The following is a 20450-nucleotide window of genomic DNA, read 5'->3' on the forward strand; positions in this document are numbered from 1 at the left end:
CGCTTAGTTCACAAGGAACGCGACCACGGCGCTATAACTGCAAGGACCTACGCTTGACGGGGACGGTCGCACAGAGTGGAGAGCCTTCACGGGCTGGAGTCGAGAGGGGGCCGCGTGGTGACGCGGTCATCGACGCGGGTTGCCAGAGTGCCGATAGGGTGGCTCGCATGACGGCTAGGCAAGACGATCGAGTTTCTGTTCGCTCACTCCGAGCCGATGAGGAGAATTTGCTCGCGTCGGCCACCCACGGGAACGTGAACTGGTCGGGCGACCGGTTCACCCTCGACCAGGTCATGCATACGCCTGACTTCACTCACTATTTCTCCCCATGGCCGGGGGCCGGGGATTTCGGCTTCGTCGCGGAGACCGCAGAACAATTGCCAGTTGGTGTGGCGTGGCTTCGGTGCTTCACCGCCACAGACCCCGGGTACGGATTCGTAGACGCAGCGTTCCCAGAGCTAAGCATTTGGGTTTCAGCCAGCCAACGTGGCGTCGGTGTCGGCACGTTGCTCCTCATCAGCCTCCTCGGGTCACGTCCCGCTGAGTGGTGGAATTTCTCAACACCGTGCGGGTCAGTGGTTCTAGTCTAGGCGGCGGCGAGTTCTGGGAGGATCACCGCCTCGTCGATGACCTCGATGGGATTGTTCATGGTGGCCAGCTCGAGCATCGAGGCCTCGGAGAAGTAGCGTCTTTCGCCGGCTTCCCACTCGTCGTGCTGCTCGATCAACACCGACCCCGCCAAGCGCAGCAGCGCGGCGGCGTTGGGGAACACGCCGACGACGTCGGTGCGGCGTTTGATCTCCTTGTTCACCCGTTCCAACGGATTAGTGGACCAGATCTGGCGCCAGTGCCGCCGCGGGAACGCGGCGAAGGCGAGCAGGTCGGGTTGCGCGTCGACGAGCATCGCGGCGACCTTCGGGTGTGACCGGGCGAGCATGGTGGTGACCTCGCGGAACTGCTTCTCGATGTGCTCACGGTCGGGTTGGGCGAAGATGGTGCGGATGATCGAGGCCACCATGTCCTGGGATCCTTTCGGGATCACGGCGAGGACGTTGCGCATGAAATGGACTCGGCATCTCTGCCACCCGGCGCCTTGGAACACGGTGCTGATGGCCTTCTTGAGCCCGGTGTGGGCGTCAGACATGACCAGCTTGACCCCGTCGAGACCGCGGGTCTTGAGCGACCGTAGAAACGACGTCCAGAAGCCCTCATTCTCGCTGTCACCCACGTCGAAGCCCAGTACTTCCCGGCGGCCGTCGGCGGCGACCCCGACCGCGACGACGATGGCTTGGGACACGATCCGGTGGCCGACCCGGGCTTTGCAGTAGGTGGCATCGAGGAACACGTAGGGGAAGTCCTGGGCGGCCAAGGTGCGGTCGCGGAACTCGGCCACCTCCGCGTCCAGGCCCGCGCAAATCCGAGACACCTCGGACTTGGAGATCCCGGTGTCCGCGCCGAGGGCCTTGACCAGGTCGTCGACTTTGCGGGTTGAGACGCCGTGGACGTAGGCCTCCATCACGACCGCGAACAACGCCTGGTCGACCCGTCGGCGCCGCTCGAGCAGGGCAGGGAAGAACGACCCGGCACGGAGCTTCGGGATCTTCAGGTCGAGGTCGCCGGCGGTGGTCGTCAACGTCCTGGATCGGGTGCCGTTGCGGTGGGTGGTGCGGTCGCCGGAGCGCTCGAACGGGGCGGCGCCGATGAACGCGGTCGCTTCCGCATCGATCAGTTCCTGGTAGAGCTTTTCGGTCGCGGATCGGATGCGATCGGTGACATCGGTGAGTTTGAGTTCTCCCAGCAGGTCGAGCAGGGCAGACTGGTCTAGAGCCATCGTGGTTTGTGTCTTTCTGTGAGTAGCTTTGATCGGTTCTCACTGACCATCCCACGGTGGCTCTTCACGTTGACGAAGCAACACTCAAGAGCGGGAAACCACACCACTCACGGGGACGTAACCCCTCCTCGAGGAGGCACGCGTCAGAGACCTGCCTGGAGTAAGCCTCAGCGTGGAGCAAGGGAATCCAGCGCGAGCCCTCTACGAACGAGTTGGATTCGCTCCTGCCGGATCAGAATTCGATCCAGGAACCCTCATGCTACGGCTCGCTCGCAACAACAAGTAGCTCGATTTTGGTCTCATCACGGCATAGGAGTGTTCGCGGACGAAAGCCCTTCGCTGGTCCTGTCATCAGGGAAATCGCAATCTCGGGGTTGGCCATCGCAATCGCCGGTAGTGCGCACCAGCTCCTCACCAGCTTCGGCTCCAGCCAGGCCAGATCGGAGCCGCTGTTGGAGACGGTGTTTCAGTAATAGCTCGCGCTACCCGGCCCGACTGGACGGTGCCGACGAGTCAAACAACCACTGGAAAACCACAAGCCGACAATTGCGAATGGTTGTCTCGTAACCCTACGGATGCGAGACAGGTCCAGATACGCGACAAGTCAACGTGCCGCGCGTCGCGGGAACGGGCGACCTCCGACGTCTCGTATCCAATGGGATATGAGTCACAACGGTTTCGAGACACCGACGGTCCGGGATAGGCGGATGAAAGCTTCAACCGCGGTAAGTGGCTTTCGCGTCAAGGTCGAAATTCCTGAAATCCCCGGTGTTCGGCTCTCACATCGGCGATGTCCCAGACCTCACGCTGGACGCGTTCGGCAAGGGCATCCCCTTCGTTCATCCACACATCCCGCGCAGCGACACTCGGCCAGCCGGTGTCATACCGGTACGTCGTATTCCACTCGTCGCCCCAGCGACGTAGGTCTTCCCGAAGTGCATCGCTTAGCCCGAGATCCTCCGCGGAAACCTCACCGCTCTCGTCCCACAACGGCCATGGATGCGGCCAATCGGGATAGAACTGAATCGCCCGCAGAAGTCCGTCTCTTCTTAGAGCGGCCCGGCGAATTGCTCTTTCCGGAGTGCCGTAGGCAGGCACCAGCAGTTCAACCTGCGTAACCGGATCAATGACCCGCGAATCATCGCTCACTCGCCAACAATAGGACGCGGCCCGCTCTGATGGCTAGAAGCCGCTGACAAGGGACACCTGCCGACGGTCATTCCACGCGGCTCTGTCGCGTATCCCATGGATTTGGAGACGCTTCGGTTTCGAGACTCCTGGTTAAGTCGCGGAGGCGTCCGTAAACGGATCCGGGAGTTTCACCTGACCGTGCCAATGAGGGTGCCGCCGGGGAGGGCGTCCTCGAATCTCCCGACCTTTTCGTCGTGCAGAAGGGGCCACGCGACTTCATTGCTTCCGGGGATGTGAACGGCGAAGCCCTGAGGGTGCCATTGCAGGTACATCGGTTCTTCGGTTGGATCCACCTCTGCGGGTGGGACGTTGCCGAAGCCCCAAGAATGGGCCCAGGCTCGCTCTGGATACGCAACAACTTCGGTTCCGGCAGGGAACAACGCGTTCCATTCCGCCAGTGATGTGCCATTGGCGTTGGCGTAGTAGCCCGGTATCGCGAGCTGGAAAGTGCCATCGGAGCGAAGATCGAGGCTTCCTTTGAGGACCGATGTCACGTCCAGGACGAGGACGATCGTGCTTGCGGATCCCCACGGGTCCGTAATCTCGGCTGGAATATCAGCTTCGATGACTTCGCGAACTGTCCCTTGAACGATCAGTGATGAGACAGCTGCAAGTTCGGCTGGGGAGGTGAACACGACGAAGTCCGACGTGCCGCCGCCTGTTGCGGCTGGGAGCGCATCCAAGTCGAAGCTGGGCGCGGCTACGACGGTTGGTGCAGCGGTCACGCTTGGCAATGCGATCGCCAGAACACCTACAGCGAGGAGCCCTGCGGCGGCAACCGAGCCGGCCGCAATAAGTCCTGTACGAAGGCGAGTTGAACGGCCAGGAGCGGTGGTGGCTTCGACAGCTTCGAGCAGAGATCGACGCACTGCGGCTTTTCGGGCCAGTTCCTGATCGGCGAGTGTGTTCATGGAAGCACCTTTTCCGATGGTGGGGCGGGGTGGCGAGTTGCGCTGGTGGGCGGAGCAATCATTGCCGCGAGTCGTTTCTTAGCGCGGGAGAGGCGGGACTTGACGGTGCCCCGGGCGACTCCCAACGCTTGGGCCGCTTCCGGCTCCGTGAAGCCCTCCAAAACGCACAGAGTGATGATTTGCCGGTCTGAGAGGGACATGCTGCGCAGCGCCACCTCAACTTCGGTGTCGCCGATGGCGAGGTGATCGCTGATCGCCGTTACTTGTGGCAATCGTTGAAGAAGGATGCGGTAGCGCCGGTGCCCCCTTTCGACGTTTCGGGCTGCATTCGTTGCGGTGACGAGAAGCCACGGAAGTAGTGATCCGTCGATGAAGCGCACCGTGCGGCGTTTCCTCCACGCCTCGAGAAACACGATCGCCACAACGTCGTCGGCGTCAGTCCTCTGTGGCACCAACCGCAAGCTGTGTCGCAGCACACGATCCTGATGCCGGTCGAAAACCCGACCGAACGCCTCAGCGTTGCCGCCAAGGGCTCGTGCCCATTCATCGGCGTCGGTGTTGCTCATACTCTGTAGTGTCCAGCACTCGCGTATTGGTTCCGGACCGGAGATCGCATTAGCGGGCAGAACTCTATCCGGTGTCTCGAAACCCTACCGATGCGAGACAGGTCCAGATGCGCGACACGTCACGTGCCGCTCGTCACGTTAGAGGCGGCTTCCTGCCTCTCATATCCCATGGGTTTCGAGGCACATGGGTTGCGAGACATGTCGACTTCCTTGCGAGCGGACGGATTCAAGTGTGGCGACGCGGGAGTACGTGGGCGATGCCGATACGCTCTCGCTATGGAGACCGACGAGAGCGTACGACGCAAGGCTCTACTGCGTGAGCTCTCAGAGGTCGAGGACCGCACGATGTGGAGCGCGCAGGGCCAGTTCGAGCAGGCGAAAGGCTGGCAAAAACTCAACCTCTGGCTCGGGTCGCTCGCGGCAGGATCAGCTGCTGTGTCGGGAGCGTTGGTTCTCTCTGGGTCCGGACTGGACGTCCTCGGCGGAGTGCTCGCGCTGTTCGCAGCTGCCGGGGGCGCAGTGCTCACTGTCGTGAATGCCTCTCAACGCGCGACGGCGGCCACCGCCGCCGCAAACGCATACCTCGAGATTCAGAATGCTGCCCGCCGGGCGCGTTTGGTCGACACCCCGTGGATGGACATCGAGGAAGGTCGAGCCATCCTGCAGGGCCTGACGGAGCGCATGGATGAGCAGAACAGGTCCGCCGAGCCCATCTCCCCGCGGGCTTACCGAAAGGCAGGGCGCAACATCAAAGCAGGCGGACAGACGGCGTCTTTCGAGGAAATCGCCGCCAATGCCTGAGCGGACGGTTGCGACTGCATTCGAGGCTTTGCTGTCGAGGAAGGTGCCGACGGATGGCGAGCGGTCAGCCGCCGTTCAGCACCGCGCATCCATCGAGAAATCCCTCTCCCAACTGGAGAACTTCGGACTGCGAGAAACAGGGTCCTTCCGCCACGGAACAGCGGTACGAGGGCACTCGGATGTTGATGTCCTCGTGAGCCTCGGAGGAGGCCGACCTGCAAGCTCCGACACCGCGCTCGAACGCGTGCGAAGTACTCTTGCGCAGTCGTTTCCGCTGACACCAGTGCGCGTCAGCCGTCCCGCTGTTGTCGTGAACTTCGCGAGCGGCGACGAGCGTTGGGAGGTCATTCCCGGCTACTATCTGCGCGCGAGCGGCGACCACGTCGTCTACAGCATTCCCGCTCCGGGCGGCGGGTGGATGGAGACCGCACCGTCCGCGCATCTCTCGTATGTGACGGACATAAACAGATCCCCCTCCGGCGGCGCAAAGGGCCTTGCCCGGTTGATGAAGACCTGGAAGTACGCCAATCCGAGCGGCGCCAAGGTCTCGTCGTTCTACCTGGAGATGCGAGCCGCACAACGAATGGCCGGAGAGTCGTCGTTCATTCCCTACCTCGACTTTGCGTATTTGATCCGCGGCCTCGCCAATAACGGCCTGGCTGATATGAATGACCCCACCGGGCTCACGGGCCGGTTCCGTGCGGCATCAACGGAGACCTACCGCTCGACAGCCGTAACGACGCTGACTTCCGATGCAAAGCGCGTTGAGGATGCCATCGAGCTAGAGAAGGCCGGCAGACGCTCGGCGGCGTTCACGAAGCTCGCCTACGTCTTCGTCGGTACGACCTTCCCGTCGCAGTTCTACTGACGCGCCAGCGACGTGGTCGCCCGATCAGTCACCACGAAGCGCGCTGCGCGCCTCGTGCCGTACGGGGGTCGCCAAGCGCCAGCGTCTGAGTCGCAATGCGGATGGTCTACTGCGGCGTTCGTGCAGACTCTGCGTCAGCGAAGCTATTTCCCGCCCTGCTCAAGGGTTTCCGCAGCTTCCTCGTTGAGTCGGGGTAGGTAGATGTTGAGCCAAAGTCCATCCATCGCGGAGTCAAGCGTTTCAGCGTAGTCGTGAAGCTTCTGACAGTCCTCGTCAAGCTGCTCCGGCGTTATCTGAATTAGTTCGCTCGTGCCGTCCTGATAGACACGACCGCGAGTAATACCAACATCGGAGTAATCCCACCAGTAGGCGTGAATGATGTCGTTCCGGATGTCACGAATGTTATTCGCTTGTCCCCAGTCCAGGACTTTGACAACGTCTGCTGCGCGTTCCCCCAACGCTGTGGCTGCGTTCCGTAGTTTCCTATCGAGCGTCTTCCACGGGTCATCCGAGTCGGCGAAGGTGGGTTCTAAACTGCCCGACATGTGTAGAAGCAGCCGCTTCATAGCTGCCTCGATGCGCCCGCCCGCTACCGCTGCCGCACCGATACGCATATAGAGCTGATGGCGGAAATTGACGTCTTCCGGCGACCGCCCGCCAATTCGAGAAAGCCGCGCCTCGCCCAACTGCCAGGCATTGACACTTGGAACGACCAAGGAAGCTTCGATGCTCTGGCGTCCGCTGTCCTGCGCCTGATCGATCTTCAGTACATACCAAGTATCTGTCCCGGGTGGCGCCCAAGCCCTCATGAAATCGCCAAGAGCTTCAGAGGGCGCGGTCGCCCGCGCGGCTTCATCGGACAACGCAAATGTCAGCGTAGGAAGCGCCGTTCCGTCGGTTGGCGGACGAAATTTCCCATTTATAGTCGTCATCTTTGGCCGTTCGGCGTCCATGATCCCCATCCAGAGTCTGAAGACCAAGCTAGTGGTCTCCGCGGCTCGCCCACCACCCAGCCACCGACGCCCGATGCCCGTTTGGCCCGTCCTGCATAAATTCCAAGGGGCGCGTTGCTCGCAACGCAATTCAGTGTCTCGAAACCCTACAGATTCGAGACATCGCCACATACGAGACAAGTCACCTGCCGTTCGGCGCCTGCAAAGGCGATCTCCTACGTCTCGTAGCCTAATTGATTCAAGTCGCTTAGGTTTCAGACCTTTCGCGCTTGCACCGTTCTTCCTGCCGTTCCGCGCTCGTTGCAAGACGCGGCACAGATCCACTGGCAAGCGGGCGGGATCCATCCGGTCACTTTCGGGGCAAGGGCAACGTGACTGCGTCAACCTCTGTCTGAACCAGCAATTCCCCGTCTATAGATTCGATACCGGAGAGGTCCCACGTCCACCGAGCTGTCCATTCCGTACCGGTGCCACCCAGGGACTGGATCGATCGCCCGATCGTCCGCATCGCGTTTGGGGGTTCCACTCGAATCTCGCCCAGCATTACGTGAGCTCCCGACATAGGAGGCGCCCCGGCGTAGCGAATCCCCAGGCGGGCCGCTGCATCGAGATGGCTCTCTAGTGCCTGCTCGTAGATAGCATCGAAGTCCTGTGTCCCGGTGGAAGGGATAGCCGTAGCTTCGAGCACAATCGCCGTGTTGGACGGGAAAAGCGTCGTTTCGGTCCGGAATAGCGTGAGGAGCGCTTCAATTCCAGAACGGGTCTTCAGAAGGGTGTTGTCGTTGGCCATGATGGGCCTTCCTGACGGAGCCTGCGCTTGAAGGATATCCGGGATCCCAGCGTCTCGTATCCCATGGAGTATGAGCCACAACGGTATCGAGACACCGACGGTCCGCACGAGGCCGGATTAGAGCTTCACCGCGGTAGGTGGCTTTCTCGTCAAGGTCGAAATTCCTCAAATCCCCGGTGTTCGGCTCTCACATCGGCGATGTCCCAGACCTCACGCTGGACGCGTTCGGCAAGGTCATCCCCTTCGTTCATCCACACATCTCGTGCAGCGACGCTCGGCCAGCCGGTGTCATGCCGGTACGTCGTCTCCCACTCGTCGCCCCAGCGAAGTAGGTCTTCCCGAAGTGCATCGCTTAGCCCGAGATCCTCCGCGGAAACGTCACGGCTTTCGTCCCACAACGGCCATGGATGCGTGTAATCGGGATAGTGAGTATTAGCGCTTCTGGGGGCCACCGTTATTGACGTTGGGGGCCACCGGACGGTGTGGCCGGTAGCGTGCTTGGGGGCCACTGAATATTGCTGTTGGGGGCCATCTGCTTAGCTCCTTCCGCCGCGTGTATAGGCACCCGGCAGAAGGAGTAATCAACAATGGTACGAAGGATCAACGCGAAGCTCGTGCTTCAGCTCAGAGCCGAAGGTATGACGGGGCGGGCGATCGCGATCGCGCAGGGCATGTCGCGCAAGAGTGTCTTGGCGGTGTTCGATGCCGCCGAGAAGGCTGGCATTGGCAATGACGGCCATGCCGGCCGCAGCGAGGCCGAGGTGTATGCGCTGCTGTTCCCTGGTCGGGGCGAGCACGAGAGTGTGTTCGTGCAGCCTGATTGGGACGGGGTGCATAGAGAGCTCGCCAAGGTCGGGGTGACGCTGAAGCTGCTCCATGGCGAGTACGTCGACCGGTGCAAAGCGACGGGGCAGCCGGCGATGGGTTACGACCGGTTCTGCAAGTCCTACGCGGCCCATGCTCTGGTCACTGGGGCGGCGTCCCGGGTGGGCCACAAGGCCGGGCGGACGGTCGAGGTCGACTGGTCGGGGCCCACGATGCAGCTCGTCAACCCGGTCACGGGCGAGACGTCGCGGGTGTATTTGTTCGTCGCGTGCCTGCCGTTCTCGAGGTATGCGTTCGTCGAGCCAGCGCTGGATATGCGCCAAGACACCTGGCTGCTGGCGAACGTGGCGATGTTTGAGTGGTTCGGTGGAACGGTTCCTAGGATCGTGCCCGACAATCTGAAGACTGGCGTGATCAAGCACCCTCGCGAGGGTGAGGTCGTGTTGAACGAGGCCTACCGTCAGATGGCCGCGCATTACTCGGCCGCGGTGCTGCCGGGACGCCCCCGGTCACCAAAAGACAAACCGTCCGTGGAAAACACCGTCTCTCATGTTGCGACCTGGGTCATCGCCGGGTTGCGGAACCAGAGCTTCGGAACCCTTCCCGAGTTGAGGGCCGCGATCCGCGAACGCATTGATGCTTACAACCGGGAGCCGTTCCAGAAGCGTGCTGGTTCGCGCCTGAGTGTGTTCGAAAGCGAGGAAAAAGCGTTGCTGCGGCCGTTGCCGGCGGCTCCGTATGAGATCAGCCGGTGGATCATCGGGCGCCGGGTGCAGAAGAACGGGCATGTGGTTTGGGAGAAGAACTTCTACTCCGCCCCCTACGCGCATATCGGACAGGCCGTCGACCTGCGCATCACCGCCCAAGTGCTGGAGGTTTACCGGAATCACGAGCGGCTCACCAGCCATCTGTTGTTCGGCGATCATGTCGTGAACGAATACCGCACCAACGATGCCGACCAGCCCCAGGGCGAGAAATATCGGGAGTGGGACACTGTCAGGATCCGGGCCTGGGCGGAGCGGGTCGGCCCGAACATGGTGACCGTGGTGAACAGGATCTTCGAGGCCGTGCCGGTGGAGGAGCAAGGCTTCGACGCCGCCCTGGCCGTGCTGCGGCTGAGCCGGCGCTACTCCAGCGAGCGAGTGGAAAGAGCGTGTCAGATCGCCCTGGAGGGTCGTGTTCGCTCGCCCCGGTATGCGCACTTGCAGCCGATCTTGGAGACCGGGCAAGACAAGACAGGCACCCGCAGGATTCCCCGTTTCGAGCCCACCGAGCCCGAACCGGGCGGATATGTCCGCGGGGCCGACTACTACGCCGGAGGCGGTGCACGATGAGCCGGCTCGATATCGAGACCAAACGGAAACTCCGCGAGATGGGCGTGACCACTCTGTTGGACGCGTTCAACGCCCAGGACGATGTCCTGACGCTGGGTTTGGCGTTCGAGGAAAAGATCAAACTGGCCGTCGATGACGCCCACTCCGTCTTCACCCAAACCAAGGTCGAGGGCCTGATCCGCCGGGCGAACCTACGCTACCCGAACGCGGACCTGCGTCGCCTGGACCTCGTCGAGGAACGCGGCCTCGACCGGTCGATGATCGCCGGCCTGGGCACGTGCTCGTTCATCGACCGGCAGCAGAACGTCGTGTTCCAGGGCTTCACCGGGTCGGGGAAATCGTATCTGGGCTGCGCGCTGGCGAAAGCGGCCTGCCGGCACCGGGTGCGAGCGCACTACATCCGGATGCCAGAGCTCGAAGAGGCTTGGCAGCTGGCCCGCGATAAGCCGTCCGGGTCGACGAAGTTCCTGAACAAGTACGCCGCGTTCTCGCTGTTGGTGATCGATGAGTGGCTCCTGGACGAGCCCGACGAGAGCACCAGGAGCATGCTGTTGGAGCTCCTGGAGCGGCGCTACGACCAGGCCTCAACGGTGTTCTGCACCCAGTACGCCCAGAAGGATTGGCATCAGCGTCTCGGTTCCGGGGTTCACGCCGACGCGATCATGGACCGCATCGTGCACAACACCATCTGGGTCGAGACCGGCGGCCACAACATGAGAGAACACACCGCCGGCCAGCTCACGGCATAAAACACTCGCGCGGTCGGGCGCCACTGGCCCCCGACCGCGCGACTGCGTGGCCCCCAAAGGCAATACCGGTGGCCCCCGAAGGCAATATTCACTGGCCCCCAAACCCGCAAATACTCAGGATAGAACCGAATCGCCCGCAGAAGTCCGTCTCTTTTTAGAGCGGCCCGGCGAATTGCTCTTCCCGGAGTGCCGTAGGCAGGCACCAGTAGTTCAACCTGCGTAACCGGATCAATGACCCGCGAATCATCGCTCACTCGCCAACAATAGGACGCGGCTCGCTCTGATGGATAGAAGCCGCTGCCGACGGTCATTCCACGTGACTCTGTCTCGTGTTGCATGGATTTCGAGACGTGCAGCTTACGAGACACGTGTGCATCTTCCGGGGGCACGAAAGTCGTTGTTTCGCTCACGCGGGACGGCCAAGATGGACGCAACCGAGAGTGAGGCCTATGCGATCAAACGCACCGATACCTGGAGACCCGTGGCCGCACGACATGTTGCTCACCGTTGAGGATCGTCCTCACGCCCTCCTGGAAATGCTATGGATCAGGGAAGCGCATGCGCTTCAACTTCAAGATGAAGACCTCCCTCCGCTCCTGTTGAACACGCCCGCACCCGTTCAGGATGCTGCGTTGAGTACCGATACTCGCGATGAGTGGGCGAGCGCCTGGCCCCGCATCTGGCATGCTGTCGTGGCGCACGCGGGTCGAGACATTGATTCACGACTATTCGTTGAGCTTCAAGCCACTGCAAACGGTTCGTCCGAACGTGCCAGTCTTCTGCATCGAATTGTCGGACCCAGCTGGCGCGACGAGTTCGGAGACAGCGCGTTCGAGAATGACTCGTACAGCGCCTGGTCACAAGTTGGGATGGATGCTCAACTGGCAGCGATGTCGACGCGAATCGAAGACTCCCCGGAGCGACGCGATCTACCGCCGCTGATCTCCGCGTGGCATGCGGGCCTGACGAAGATCGTGACCATCCCATGTTCGGGTGAGTTCACGCACAGGATCAGCGACAACGCGCTTCTCATGACTGATGGAACGCGTGCGAACAGTGACAGCTACCGGCGCGCATTGAACACTTTCAACTGACTATCCTCAGCTTGGATGTCCCGAACCGCCACAGATGCGAGACATCTCACGCCGAGCCTCTCGCGGCTCCGATGACCACACTCGGTGTCTCGTATCCCATGCCATCCGAGACAGATGGGTTGCGAGACACAGCCCGCTTTTAGAACCAGGGCTCTCATAGGCTGCGCCACTAACCGCATGTACCCCCTTCGATCACCAACCATCCACCCGTGAGATGAGTGGCAGCGACCCAATCTTGTTCTCCCTGGAAGCGCACACGGCTATCCGATGAGCTTGTTTCGACCCAATCAGGGGCGGACAGATCAGTAGAGAGTCCTTCGGCCCGCTCCACCCATTCCCGCAATGCCTCGCGAGCACTAACCTCGCCGACCGCGTCTTCAGTGACGGCAGCTGACCACCTCGAGCCTCCGCAGTCCTGACCGCTTGGCGTGTCGTTTCCGGGGGTTCGCGCGCAACCGTTGAGCACCACAAGAGCAACGCTGAGGACTGACAGCACTTTGACGACTTCGGATTTCATGTCACCTCCGGAATTAGGGACAGAGTACCGGTCGTCCAAGGACTTTGGAACTTCCTCGGCACGAAGCCTGATTGCGCAATGCCTCGCAGGGACGGTTGCAGACGTCATCGTGTTGTCTCGAAACCCTACCGATACGAGACAGGTGAGGATGCGAGACAAATCAGCTAGCGGCTCGTCGTGTGACAGGTGATCCCTTACGTCTCATATCCCATGGGTTTCGAGGCAGTTCGGTTATGGGACAACAGCGGGCTGCAAGAAATCTCGCCGTGTAGCCGATTGGCAAGCGCCGGGCGCGCTACTCAGGGGTGTCAAAGTCTTCTACATTTACCAGCACAAGGAATGTCGGCGCATTCGAGTCGCACTCATCGAAACCCGTTAACCGCGCAGGATCTGGGAACTCGTCGATTACCTCGCGATCAATGAGGTAGCCCCTACTCTCAGTCAGTTTTTCGCCGAGAGCGACGGTTCCATGCACGCTAATGACAGAAGCTTCGTCGGGCAGATACTGGTAACCGAGCGGCCAAATTATCGGGTGAACCGCACCGTCTGACAGCTCCAGGGCTACGCAGCCATCTACCACCGCGACCGTGCCAGCAACATCCTTGTACTCGTACTCTCCAGGAATGCTGCCTGTAATGATGCGCGCATCACTGAACGTTGTGGGGCTAGCGTCCGTGACGGTGGCCGAATCGCTATCCGTTGACTCCACGCATCCCGCAAGCAGAATCGTGGTCGCAAGCAATATCCCGGCTCCCCAACGCTCTGACACCCTCATCCCGTCACGGTAGAACACTAAGCCACCTCCGCTGCGCATGGACCTGAACCTAACAGGCTCGCAGCCCATGGGATACGAGGCAGCTGGGTTGCATTCGCGTTGGCGGGTTGCGCCGTTACTTCAGGGGACACCGTAACCCCCGACGGAACAGTCACCACCATGATTGCAACGACTGGTTCTGGTCCGGCCGGCGCAGGTAACGAGGCGCTCCTGAAGGGCGAACTGACCATCACAGATGGGTGCGTGACGATCAACAGGACTTCCGTCCCAGTCTTCCCAAGCACTGCGAGTTGGGACGGCACCACACTGAATTGGGAGGGGGTGGGTTACGTGTTGGGAGACATTATTGCTCTTTCCGGGGGAGAAGCTGACGTTGCCGGCGACCTGCCAGCCGGATGCAAGTCGTTGACGGCATTCTACGCATCAGGTACCGCGGGATAGGGAACGGACTGTCACCCTTTCGCGTGCCAGCAAATCGTTGCCAACTGCCGAGACGGCGGAGTGGGCTTGCTGCCTCACATCCCGCGGGTTTTGAGGCGCTTATGTTACGAGAAACATCTTTCCAAGCCTGACACGGGTCTCACTTTTCAGTCAGGGTAACCGTCAACTCCAACTATCCATGCGGGCCCATCCCCACACGTATCAGGGAGGAGCTCGTCGACGATATCGGCGGGCGTCAGCAGTCGACTCTCTGTGTCTCGTATCCCATGGGATATGAGACACGTAAGATACGCGACGCTGTCGTCTGTAGCCGCCCCCGGCCAGGGGAGGGCAGGAATCCTTAGCGTGCGTTGACGAAGTCGCGCAGCGCGACGATCCATTGGTCGAATGCATCAAGGTGTGCATCGTGCGAGGCATCGGCAAGGTCCACACGCAAGACGTTCGCGCCGCGTGACACAAAGGTGCTTTTCTGCTCGTCCGTGAACATGCCCTGGTCGGCGCAAACGACGAGTGTCGGCGCGGCCACCGCTTGCCATTCCTCCCAGCGTGGGTCCGCTACCGCGGAAATGGCTGCGACCATGGCGTCGGGGTCGAAGCGTGGGTAGAAACCGTCCTGACGTTCCTGCAGATCTGCCGCCCATGCTTGAGTAAGGGGACCAACACCCAGCGCTGAGGAAGCCGATTCACGAGTCGTGAAAGGCACCTCCCACGAGCGGAAGAAGTCGCCCAATGCAGCGTGGTCTTCGGGGAATCCTCCGCCCTCGTTCGCTTCCAAGAGCACCAGGCGGCGCACCAAGTCTGGGCGAGCGGACGCGACGAGCATCGCGGTATGCGCTCCCATTGACTGACCTACAAGGTCGACGGCATCGGACTGTTCGGCCTTGAGGACTCGGACTACATCATCAACGAACGCCTCTCGGGAGGTGTCCGCAGGGAGTTGCGTGCCGAGCCCGTGGCCGCGCTGATCAATCAGAACGACCTTCCGACCCGACAGCGCGCGCCGTTGGTACGAATTCCCGACTGCTCCCGGCGGGGCCATGCAAAATCACAACGGCGGGGCTAGTCCCGTCGCAAACCGAGTAGGAGATGGTCACGCCGTCATTCGCCGAAACTGTTGTCGCCCGTCGCGTTATTTGACGATGTCGGCGTCATCTCTGGTGACGATGCCGGGTCATGAAAAAGCCCCGCCGGAGGATTCCGGCAGGGCTTTCGTCAGGATGGTGACGTGGTGGTCGTCAGCCGTGACGCGGGCTCACTCGCTGTTCTCGGTGATCGCCGATTGCGCGGCGGCCAGGTCGACGATCGCTTTATCGGCGGCGTAGGTCGCGATCAAAGCGGCAACGGCGAGGTTGTTCACCGCCCGCGGATAACCGCGCGATGCGAGGTGGATGGCATGGATCGCGTCGTCGGAGAAGAGCGGGTCGGACCGGCCCGCGAACTTCAAGTGCTGACGGACGTAATCCGTGGTGTCGCCTGCGTTCATCCCGGTGATTGTGTAGCGCGTGGAGATGCGTTGATCCAGCGCCGAGAGCACCGCGAGCTTGAGCCTGCGCCGCAGCGTCGGCTGGCCGATGAGCAGCATCGCGAAGTGCGAGCCCGTGTCCATATCGCTGTTGGTGAGCATGCGAAGGGCTTCCAAATCGGTGTTGGTGAGCAGGTGTGCTTCATCGATCACGACCACGGGCAGGCGGGCGCGTTCGTCGAGCTCCCCGGCGAGCAGCGCCGCAGTTTGCGAGGCGAGCACTCCGGAGAAGAACGCGGGGGTGCCGCCGAGCGCGGTGACGATGCGAGTATGAATGCCGCGCATCGTGATCGTCGGATCGGGAATGTAGATCACCTGGTGCCGGGAGGGCTCCAGTTGAGCGAGGGCAGCGCGAACGGCGATGGTTTTCCCGGCGCCGACTTCACCGCTGATCACGCCGAGTTGGCGTTGACTGACGCACCAATCGATGCGGGCAATCGCTTCCCGGTGCGAAGGGTGCGGGTGCAAGGCTTGCGGCGGAATGTCCCGGGCGAAGGGCATGCGGGTGAAACCGTAGTGCGATTGCAGGGTGTCAATACTCATCGGACGGCCTCCTGGACGCTCGGCACGAAGACGACCGCGGCCCGTTTCGAGGTGGACGCTTTGACGAAACTGATCGGCTCGCCCGCCATGGTGCCCTTGTGACGGGTCTCGACCAGGCGGAGGTAGTCAATGCCGGAGACGGCGTTCTTCGCACCGGTCTCGATGCTGTCGGCAGCGGCCGTGGCGGCCTTTTTATGCACGTGCCGCCGGATCTCGCTCAAGACGGCGATGCCGGCCGGGACGCCGTTGCCGGCGGAGACGGTGATCAGCCCGGCGAGGTCGAAGGGGTCATAGACCAGCTCCACCCGTTTGCCGACGAGGAGCTGATCAACCTGGTAAGTGTTGGATTGCAACGACACCGTCGCGGACTTCGTCACGGTGCGGATCGTCGACCACCGGAACGCTTCCGCGATCTCGTCCCGCGATTTCCGCACCGGTTTGCGGCCGGCCCAGCTGGCGTCCCAGCGTTGCAAAGGTGTTTGCCCCGTCGTGGAGTGTGTGGCCTGGTGGTAAACCATCTCCACCCACGAGCTGAACAACGCATTCAACTCATCCAATGACGTCACCATGCTGCCCACCCCGGCATCGACGACGCCGGTCGCGGTGTCGACGACGGTGATCTCGGTGAGGAACTGCGAGTTGACGGTGTTGAAGAACCGCTCGATCTTCCCGCGGCCCTGCGGACGATACGGCTTCGAATGCGTCAACCGTATTCCCAGGCGTGCGCAGGTCCGAGAGAGGGACTCATCAACAAAAGCGCTCCCGTTGTCGACATAGATCGTGCCCGGAATACCGCGGGATTCCAACGCCGGGCGGAGGGCCGCCGTGAGGCGGACGGAGTCTTCGGCGTAGGCCCACCGGGCCGCGGTGACGAGGCGGGTGTGGTCATCGAGGAACGCGAACAGATACGTTTTCCGCCCGTTGATCCGGGGGCCGTGGAGGCCGTCACCGACCCACATTTCGTTGGGGTAGTCCGCTTCGAACCGGCCGAAGACCTCGCGGACTCCGGTCGGGAGTTCCAGCGTGCGGAAGTGCCGCAGCAACGTCGACTCGGAAGGTGCGTCGCCGAGGGTATCGATCATGATGCGGCGCACCTGCGCTGAGGTGCGGGCGGGCCGCTCGCGTTTCAGGGTCGCGGCCAAGGACAGGATCTGCGCCGGCGTCACGGCGCCCTGGGCGCGGCCGCGGGGTTTCAACGCGTCGAACCCGCCGGCCCGCCAGGCCCGAATCCACCGGTCGATGGTGTCTTTAGAAACCGTCACCGTGCCGCCAAACGGCCCCGGATGCACCATCGCCGCGAGGTCCCGCACCATCGGACCGCGCTGCCGCGTCGTGACGCTGGCATCGGCGGCAGCGCGGATGAGCTGATACCGGAACAGGGCGATCTTCTCCGTCCGGTCGCGGCGCACTGCCGTTTCCGACGGTGACCCGGCCGGCACGAGCAAAGACACGGCAGGGCGTGCCGGGGAAACCCGCGGCACTGCCGGTGGCAGCGTCGGAGGGAGGGTCGGCGGTGTTGCGGGCATGAAAGGTCCTCTCAAACAGTGAAGACGCCCATCACAGGGATATGGCAGGCGCTCCTGCCACCCTTCCCGCCGCCCCGGTCTGGCATAAGGGCCTGTTGGTGTTGGGAGCGCCAGCCCACCAGCTCGAGCAAAACAGCCGCCCGTTCGTCGTAGCGATACCCGCCTGGATCCACGTCACCGTGACGGTCGCGGCAAACCGACGCCCCAGTCCCTCCGCATACGCCATCAACACCGACAACGCCTCACCCCGAGCGGTGCCGGCCGGTTTGGGCCACAGCACCACCGAATCGGGAGCGTCCCGCACCAACAACCCCGTGAACCGCTCGCCGATCGCACCGGCCGAGGCGGCGAAAGCGCGCAACCAACCACGGACCGTCGAGACCGGCCTGCCGCAGCCCGCGGCAATCTTCCGGTGGCCCCAACCCAGCACTGTCCTCGCCTCGACCGCCGCCGCGATCACCTCGGCCGCATCGGCCCGCCGCACGGCCAACCGCACCTCGAGCAGCACATGCGTGCCGCCGCAGACCGCGCACCTCGACCTGCGCGGGCGAAGGCGACGACAAGCCCAATCCGTGACGAGGCCATCGCGGATCACACGCGCCCGGGCCCACCCCCACGGACGTAATCGGCCACCACAATCCGGGCAGACCACGCGCCCGACCCGCAGGTCCAACTCGACAACAACAGAATCATGACTTACCGTGAGCATCAGCGCGCCTTTACGCGTCAGAATGGCCCGGCGTGATCCGCAAAGATCGCACGCCGGGCCCTTCGTCTATCCGGACATCGTCAGCCTGACGCCGCCGACGAGCAGACACCAAATCCGGTCGCGCTAAAACACATCGTCACCGGCGACGACGCCTACATCGTCACCCCGCGAGACGTACAACACCCCCAGGGATTCGGCTAGCCTGTGGTCTGAGCCGCCCCGTTCGTCAGCCCATGAGGGATAACCGACTAGACGACGCTCGGGCGGTGCTCGTCGAAATGCAGTCCCAATTGATCGCTGTGGACACGGCGGCGACGCAGGTGGAGGCGGCGCTCCGAGACTGCGCAGGGACCGGAATGACAAGCGACGAAATTGCGGTGCAGACCTCTTTGTCGATGGAAGTCGTCAAACGCGTACTAAATGGTGGTTCCCTGCTGAGGTTGGACAACGACTAATCCGCCTCATAACCCATGCCATCCGAGACGGATCGGTTGCGAGACACTGCCCGTATCTCGCACTATGGCGCTCATAGGATGGCCCACTAACCGCACGTACCCCCTTCGATCACCAACCATCCACCCGGGAGATGAGTAGCGGCGGCCCAATCTTGTTCTCCTTGGAAGCGCACACGGTTGTCCGATGAGCTCGTTTCGACCCAGTCCGGGGCGGGCAGATTCGTAGAAAGTCCCTCGGCTCGCTCCACCCACTCCTGTAATGCCTCGCGAGCACTCGACTCGCCAACCGCGTCTTCAGTGACGGCAGCTGACCAACGCGAACCTCCGCAGTCCGGAGCGCTCGAGGTATCGTCTCCGGGTGTTCCCGCGCAACCGTTGAGTACGACGAGAGCAACGCTGAGGGCTGCTAGCACGCTGACTACTTTGAACTTCATGTTCGCCTCCGGAATTAGGGACAGAGTACCGGCCGTGTAAGAACGTTGGAACTCCCTCGGAATGAAGCCTCAGCGCGCAATGTGTCGCCGAGAATGTTGCAGATGTCATCCTCGTGTCTCGTAACCCTACGGGGTTACGTCCCCGTGAGTGGTGTGGTTTCCCGCTCTTGAGTGTTGCTTCGTCAACGTGAAGAGCCACCGTGGGATGGTCAGTGAGAACCGATCAAAGCTACTCACAGAAAGACACAAACCACGATGGCTCTAGACCAGTCTGCCCTGCTCGACCTGCTGGGAGAACTCAAACTCACCGATGTCACCGATCGCATCCGATCCGCGACCGAAAAGCTCTACCAGGAACTGATCGATGCGGAAGCGACCGCGTTCATCGGCGCCGCCCCGTTCGAGCGCTCCGGCGACCGCACCACCCACCGCAACGGCACCCGATCCAGGACGTTGACGACCACCGCCGGCGACCTCGACCTGAAGATCCCGAAGCTCCGTGCCGGGTCGTTCTTCCCTGCCCTGCTCGAGCGGCGCCGACGGGTCGACCAGGCGTTGTTCGCGGTCGTGATGGAGGCCTACGTCCACGGCGTCTCAACCCGCAAAGTCGACGACCTGGTCAAGGCCCTCGGCGCGGACACCGGGATCTCCAAGTCCGAGGTGTCTCGGATTTGCGCGGGCCTGGACGCGGAGGTGGCCGAGTTCCGCGACCGCACCTTGGCCGCCCAGGACTTCCCCTACGTGTTCCTCGATGCCACCTACTGCAAAGCCCGGGTCGGCCACCGGATCGTGTCCCAAGCCATCGTCGTCGCGGTCGGGGTCGCCGCCGACGGCCGCCGGGAAGTACTGGGCTTCGACGTGGGTGACAGCGAGAATGAGGGCTTCTGGACGTCGTTTCTACGGTCGCTCAAGACCCGCGGTCTCGACGGGGTCAAGCTGGTCATGTCTGACGCCCACACCGGGCTCAAGAAGGCCATCAGCACCGTGTTCCAAGGCGCCGGGTGGCAGAGATGCCGAGTCCATTTCATGCGCAACGTCCTCGCCGTGATCCCGAAAGGATCCCAGGACATGGTGGCCTCGATCATCCGCACCATCTTCGCCCAACCCGACCGTGAGCACATCGAGAAGCAGTTCCGCGAGGTCACCACGATGCTCAGTCGGTCGCACCCGAAGGTCGCCGCGATGCTCGTCGACGCGCAACCCGACCTGCTCGCCTTCGCCGCGTTCCCGCGGCGGCACTGGCGCCAGATCTGGTCCACTAATCCGTTGGAACGGGTGAACAAGGAGATCAAACGCCGCACCGACGTCGTCGGCGTGTTCCCCAACGCCGCCGCGCTGCTGCGCTTGGCGGGGTCGGTGTTGATCGAGCAGCACGACGAGTGGGAAGCCGGCGAAAGACGCTACTTCTCCGAGGCCTCGATGCTCGAGCTGGCCACCATGAACAATCCCATCGAGGTCATAGACGAGGCGGTGATCCTCCCAGAACTCGCCGCCGCCTAGACTAGAACCACTGACCCGCACGGTGTTGAGAAATTCCACCACTCAGCGGGACGTGACCCCCTACGGATATGAGACAGGTCTGGATGCGAGACAAGTCGCCCTTCACTTGCTCGTA

Annotated in this window: 17 protein-coding genes; 6 read left to right on the forward strand and 11 right to left on the reverse strand. The window is 62.3% G+C overall.

Features of this window, described 5'->3' with window-relative positions; translation table 11 throughout:
- Window positions 1-586: 586 nt before the first annotated feature.
- The 4 genes from BJQ95_RS03640 to BJQ95_RS03655 all read right to left on the reverse strand — a co-directional run bounded on the left by BJQ95_RS03640 (window position 587) and on the right by BJQ95_RS03655 (window position 4499).
- The gene (locus tag BJQ95_RS03640; RefSeq protein WP_256041348.1) at window positions 587-1831 is read right to left on the reverse strand and encodes an IS256 family transposase; all 1245 of its coding nucleotides are present in this window, start codon (window positions 1829-1831) and stop codon (window positions 587-589) included.
- Window positions 1832-2572: 741 nt separating this feature from the next.
- On the reverse strand, window positions 2573-2980 hold the full coding sequence (locus tag BJQ95_RS03645; protein ID WP_130177837.1) for a hypothetical protein: 408 nt from the start codon (window positions 2978-2980) through the stop codon (window positions 2573-2575).
- A gap of 170 nt (window positions 2981-3150) precedes the next feature.
- Window positions 3151-3933: a hypothetical protein gene (locus BJQ95_RS03650; RefSeq protein ID WP_130177838.1), complete on the reverse strand. Its 783-nt coding sequence runs from the start codon at window positions 3931-3933 to the stop codon at window positions 3151-3153.
- The gene (locus BJQ95_RS03655) at window positions 3930-4499 is read right to left on the reverse strand and encodes an RNA polymerase sigma factor (RefSeq protein ID WP_130177839.1); all 570 of its coding nucleotides are present in this window, start codon (window positions 4497-4499) and stop codon (window positions 3930-3932) included. The genes BJQ95_RS03650 and BJQ95_RS03655 overlap by 4 nt, the downstream gene beginning before the upstream one ends.
- Before the next feature lie 276 nt (window positions 4500-4775).
- Between BJQ95_RS03655 and BJQ95_RS03660 the strand changes: the two genes are divergently transcribed.
- Together BJQ95_RS03660 and BJQ95_RS03665 are read left to right on the forward strand one after the other, a co-directional pair.
- A complete protein-coding gene (locus BJQ95_RS03660; RefSeq protein ID WP_130177840.1) occupies window positions 4776-5300 on the forward strand; it encodes an SLATT domain-containing protein in 525 nt (174 codons plus the stop codon).
- Window positions 5293-6168 (forward strand): nucleotidyltransferase, encoded by an 876-nt coding sequence (locus BJQ95_RS03665; protein ID WP_130177841.1) that lies wholly within the window; start codon window positions 5293-5295, stop codon window positions 6166-6168. Before BJQ95_RS03660 ends, BJQ95_RS03665 begins: the two co-directional genes overlap by 8 nt.
- A gap of 143 nt (window positions 6169-6311) precedes the next feature.
- On the opposite strand, the gene BJQ95_RS03670 is transcribed toward BJQ95_RS03665, so the two are convergent.
- Window positions 6312-7121: a hypothetical protein gene (locus BJQ95_RS03670; RefSeq protein WP_130177842.1), complete on the reverse strand. Its 810-nt coding sequence runs from the start codon at window positions 7119-7121 to the stop codon at window positions 6312-6314.
- A gap of 349 nt (window positions 7122-7470) precedes the next feature.
- The gene (locus tag BJQ95_RS03675) at window positions 7471-7911 is read right to left on the reverse strand and encodes a hypothetical protein (protein ID WP_130177843.1); all 441 of its coding nucleotides are present in this window, start codon (window positions 7909-7911) and stop codon (window positions 7471-7473) included.
- Window positions 7912-8498: 587 nt separating this feature from the next.
- Here BJQ95_RS03675 and istA point away from each other — a divergent pair.
- The 3 genes from istA (at window position 8499) to BJQ95_RS03690 (ending at window position 11913) form a co-directional block, all read left to right on the forward strand.
- Entirely contained in the window at window positions 8499-10070 is a 1572-nt protein-coding gene (istA, locus tag BJQ95_RS03680; protein WP_256041513.1) for an IS21 family transposase, read from the forward strand.
- Window positions 10067-10819 (forward strand): ATP-binding protein, encoded by a 753-nt coding sequence (locus BJQ95_RS03685; RefSeq protein WP_256041514.1) that lies wholly within the window; start codon window positions 10067-10069, stop codon window positions 10817-10819. Before istA ends, BJQ95_RS03685 begins: the two co-directional genes overlap by 4 nt.
- 494 nt (window positions 10820-11313) lie before the next feature.
- Window positions 11314-11913: a hypothetical protein gene (locus BJQ95_RS03690; protein WP_130177186.1), complete on the forward strand. Its 600-nt coding sequence runs from the start codon at window positions 11314-11316 to the stop codon at window positions 11911-11913.
- Between the two features lie 812 nt (window positions 11914-12725).
- Here BJQ95_RS03690 and BJQ95_RS03695 read toward each other — a convergent pair.
- The 5 genes from BJQ95_RS03695 to BJQ95_RS03715 all read right to left on the reverse strand — a co-directional run bounded on the left by BJQ95_RS03695 (window position 12726) and on the right by BJQ95_RS03715 (window position 17745).
- Window positions 12726-13205 carry a hypothetical protein gene (locus tag BJQ95_RS03695; RefSeq protein ID WP_130177185.1) on the reverse strand — a complete coding sequence of 160 codons (480 nt, stop codon included), beginning with the start codon at window positions 13203-13205 and terminating at the stop codon, window positions 12726-12728.
- A gap of 781 nt (window positions 13206-13986) precedes the next feature.
- Window positions 13987-14685 (reverse strand): alpha/beta fold hydrolase, encoded by a 699-nt coding sequence (locus BJQ95_RS03700; RefSeq protein ID WP_130177184.1) that lies wholly within the window; start codon window positions 14683-14685, stop codon window positions 13987-13989.
- A 213-nt stretch (window positions 14686-14898) separates the two neighbouring features.
- Window positions 14899-15711 (reverse strand): ExeA family protein, encoded by an 813-nt coding sequence (locus BJQ95_RS03705; protein WP_130176659.1) that lies wholly within the window; start codon window positions 15709-15711, stop codon window positions 14899-14901.
- The gene (locus tag BJQ95_RS03710) at window positions 15708-17120 is read right to left on the reverse strand and encodes a DDE-type integrase/transposase/recombinase (protein ID WP_165384866.1); all 1413 of its coding nucleotides are present in this window, start codon (window positions 17118-17120) and stop codon (window positions 15708-15710) included. The genes BJQ95_RS03705 and BJQ95_RS03710 overlap by 4 nt, the downstream gene beginning before the upstream one ends.
- A gap of 148 nt (window positions 17121-17268) precedes the next feature.
- The gene (locus BJQ95_RS03715) at window positions 17269-17745 is read right to left on the reverse strand and encodes a hypothetical protein (RefSeq protein ID WP_205750046.1); all 477 of its coding nucleotides are present in this window, start codon (window positions 17743-17745) and stop codon (window positions 17269-17271) included.
- A 1345-nt stretch (window positions 17746-19090) separates the two neighbouring features.
- Between BJQ95_RS03715 and BJQ95_RS03720 the strand changes: the two genes are divergently transcribed.
- Window positions 19091-20335 (forward strand): IS256 family transposase, encoded by a 1245-nt coding sequence (locus tag BJQ95_RS03720; RefSeq protein ID WP_256041350.1) that lies wholly within the window; start codon window positions 19091-19093, stop codon window positions 20333-20335.
- Window positions 20336-20450 lie beyond the last annotated feature (115 nt).

It is taken from the genome of Cryobacterium sp. SO1 (assembly GCF_004210215.2).
GTDB lineage: Bacteria > Actinomycetota > Actinomycetes > Actinomycetales > Microbacteriaceae > Cryobacterium.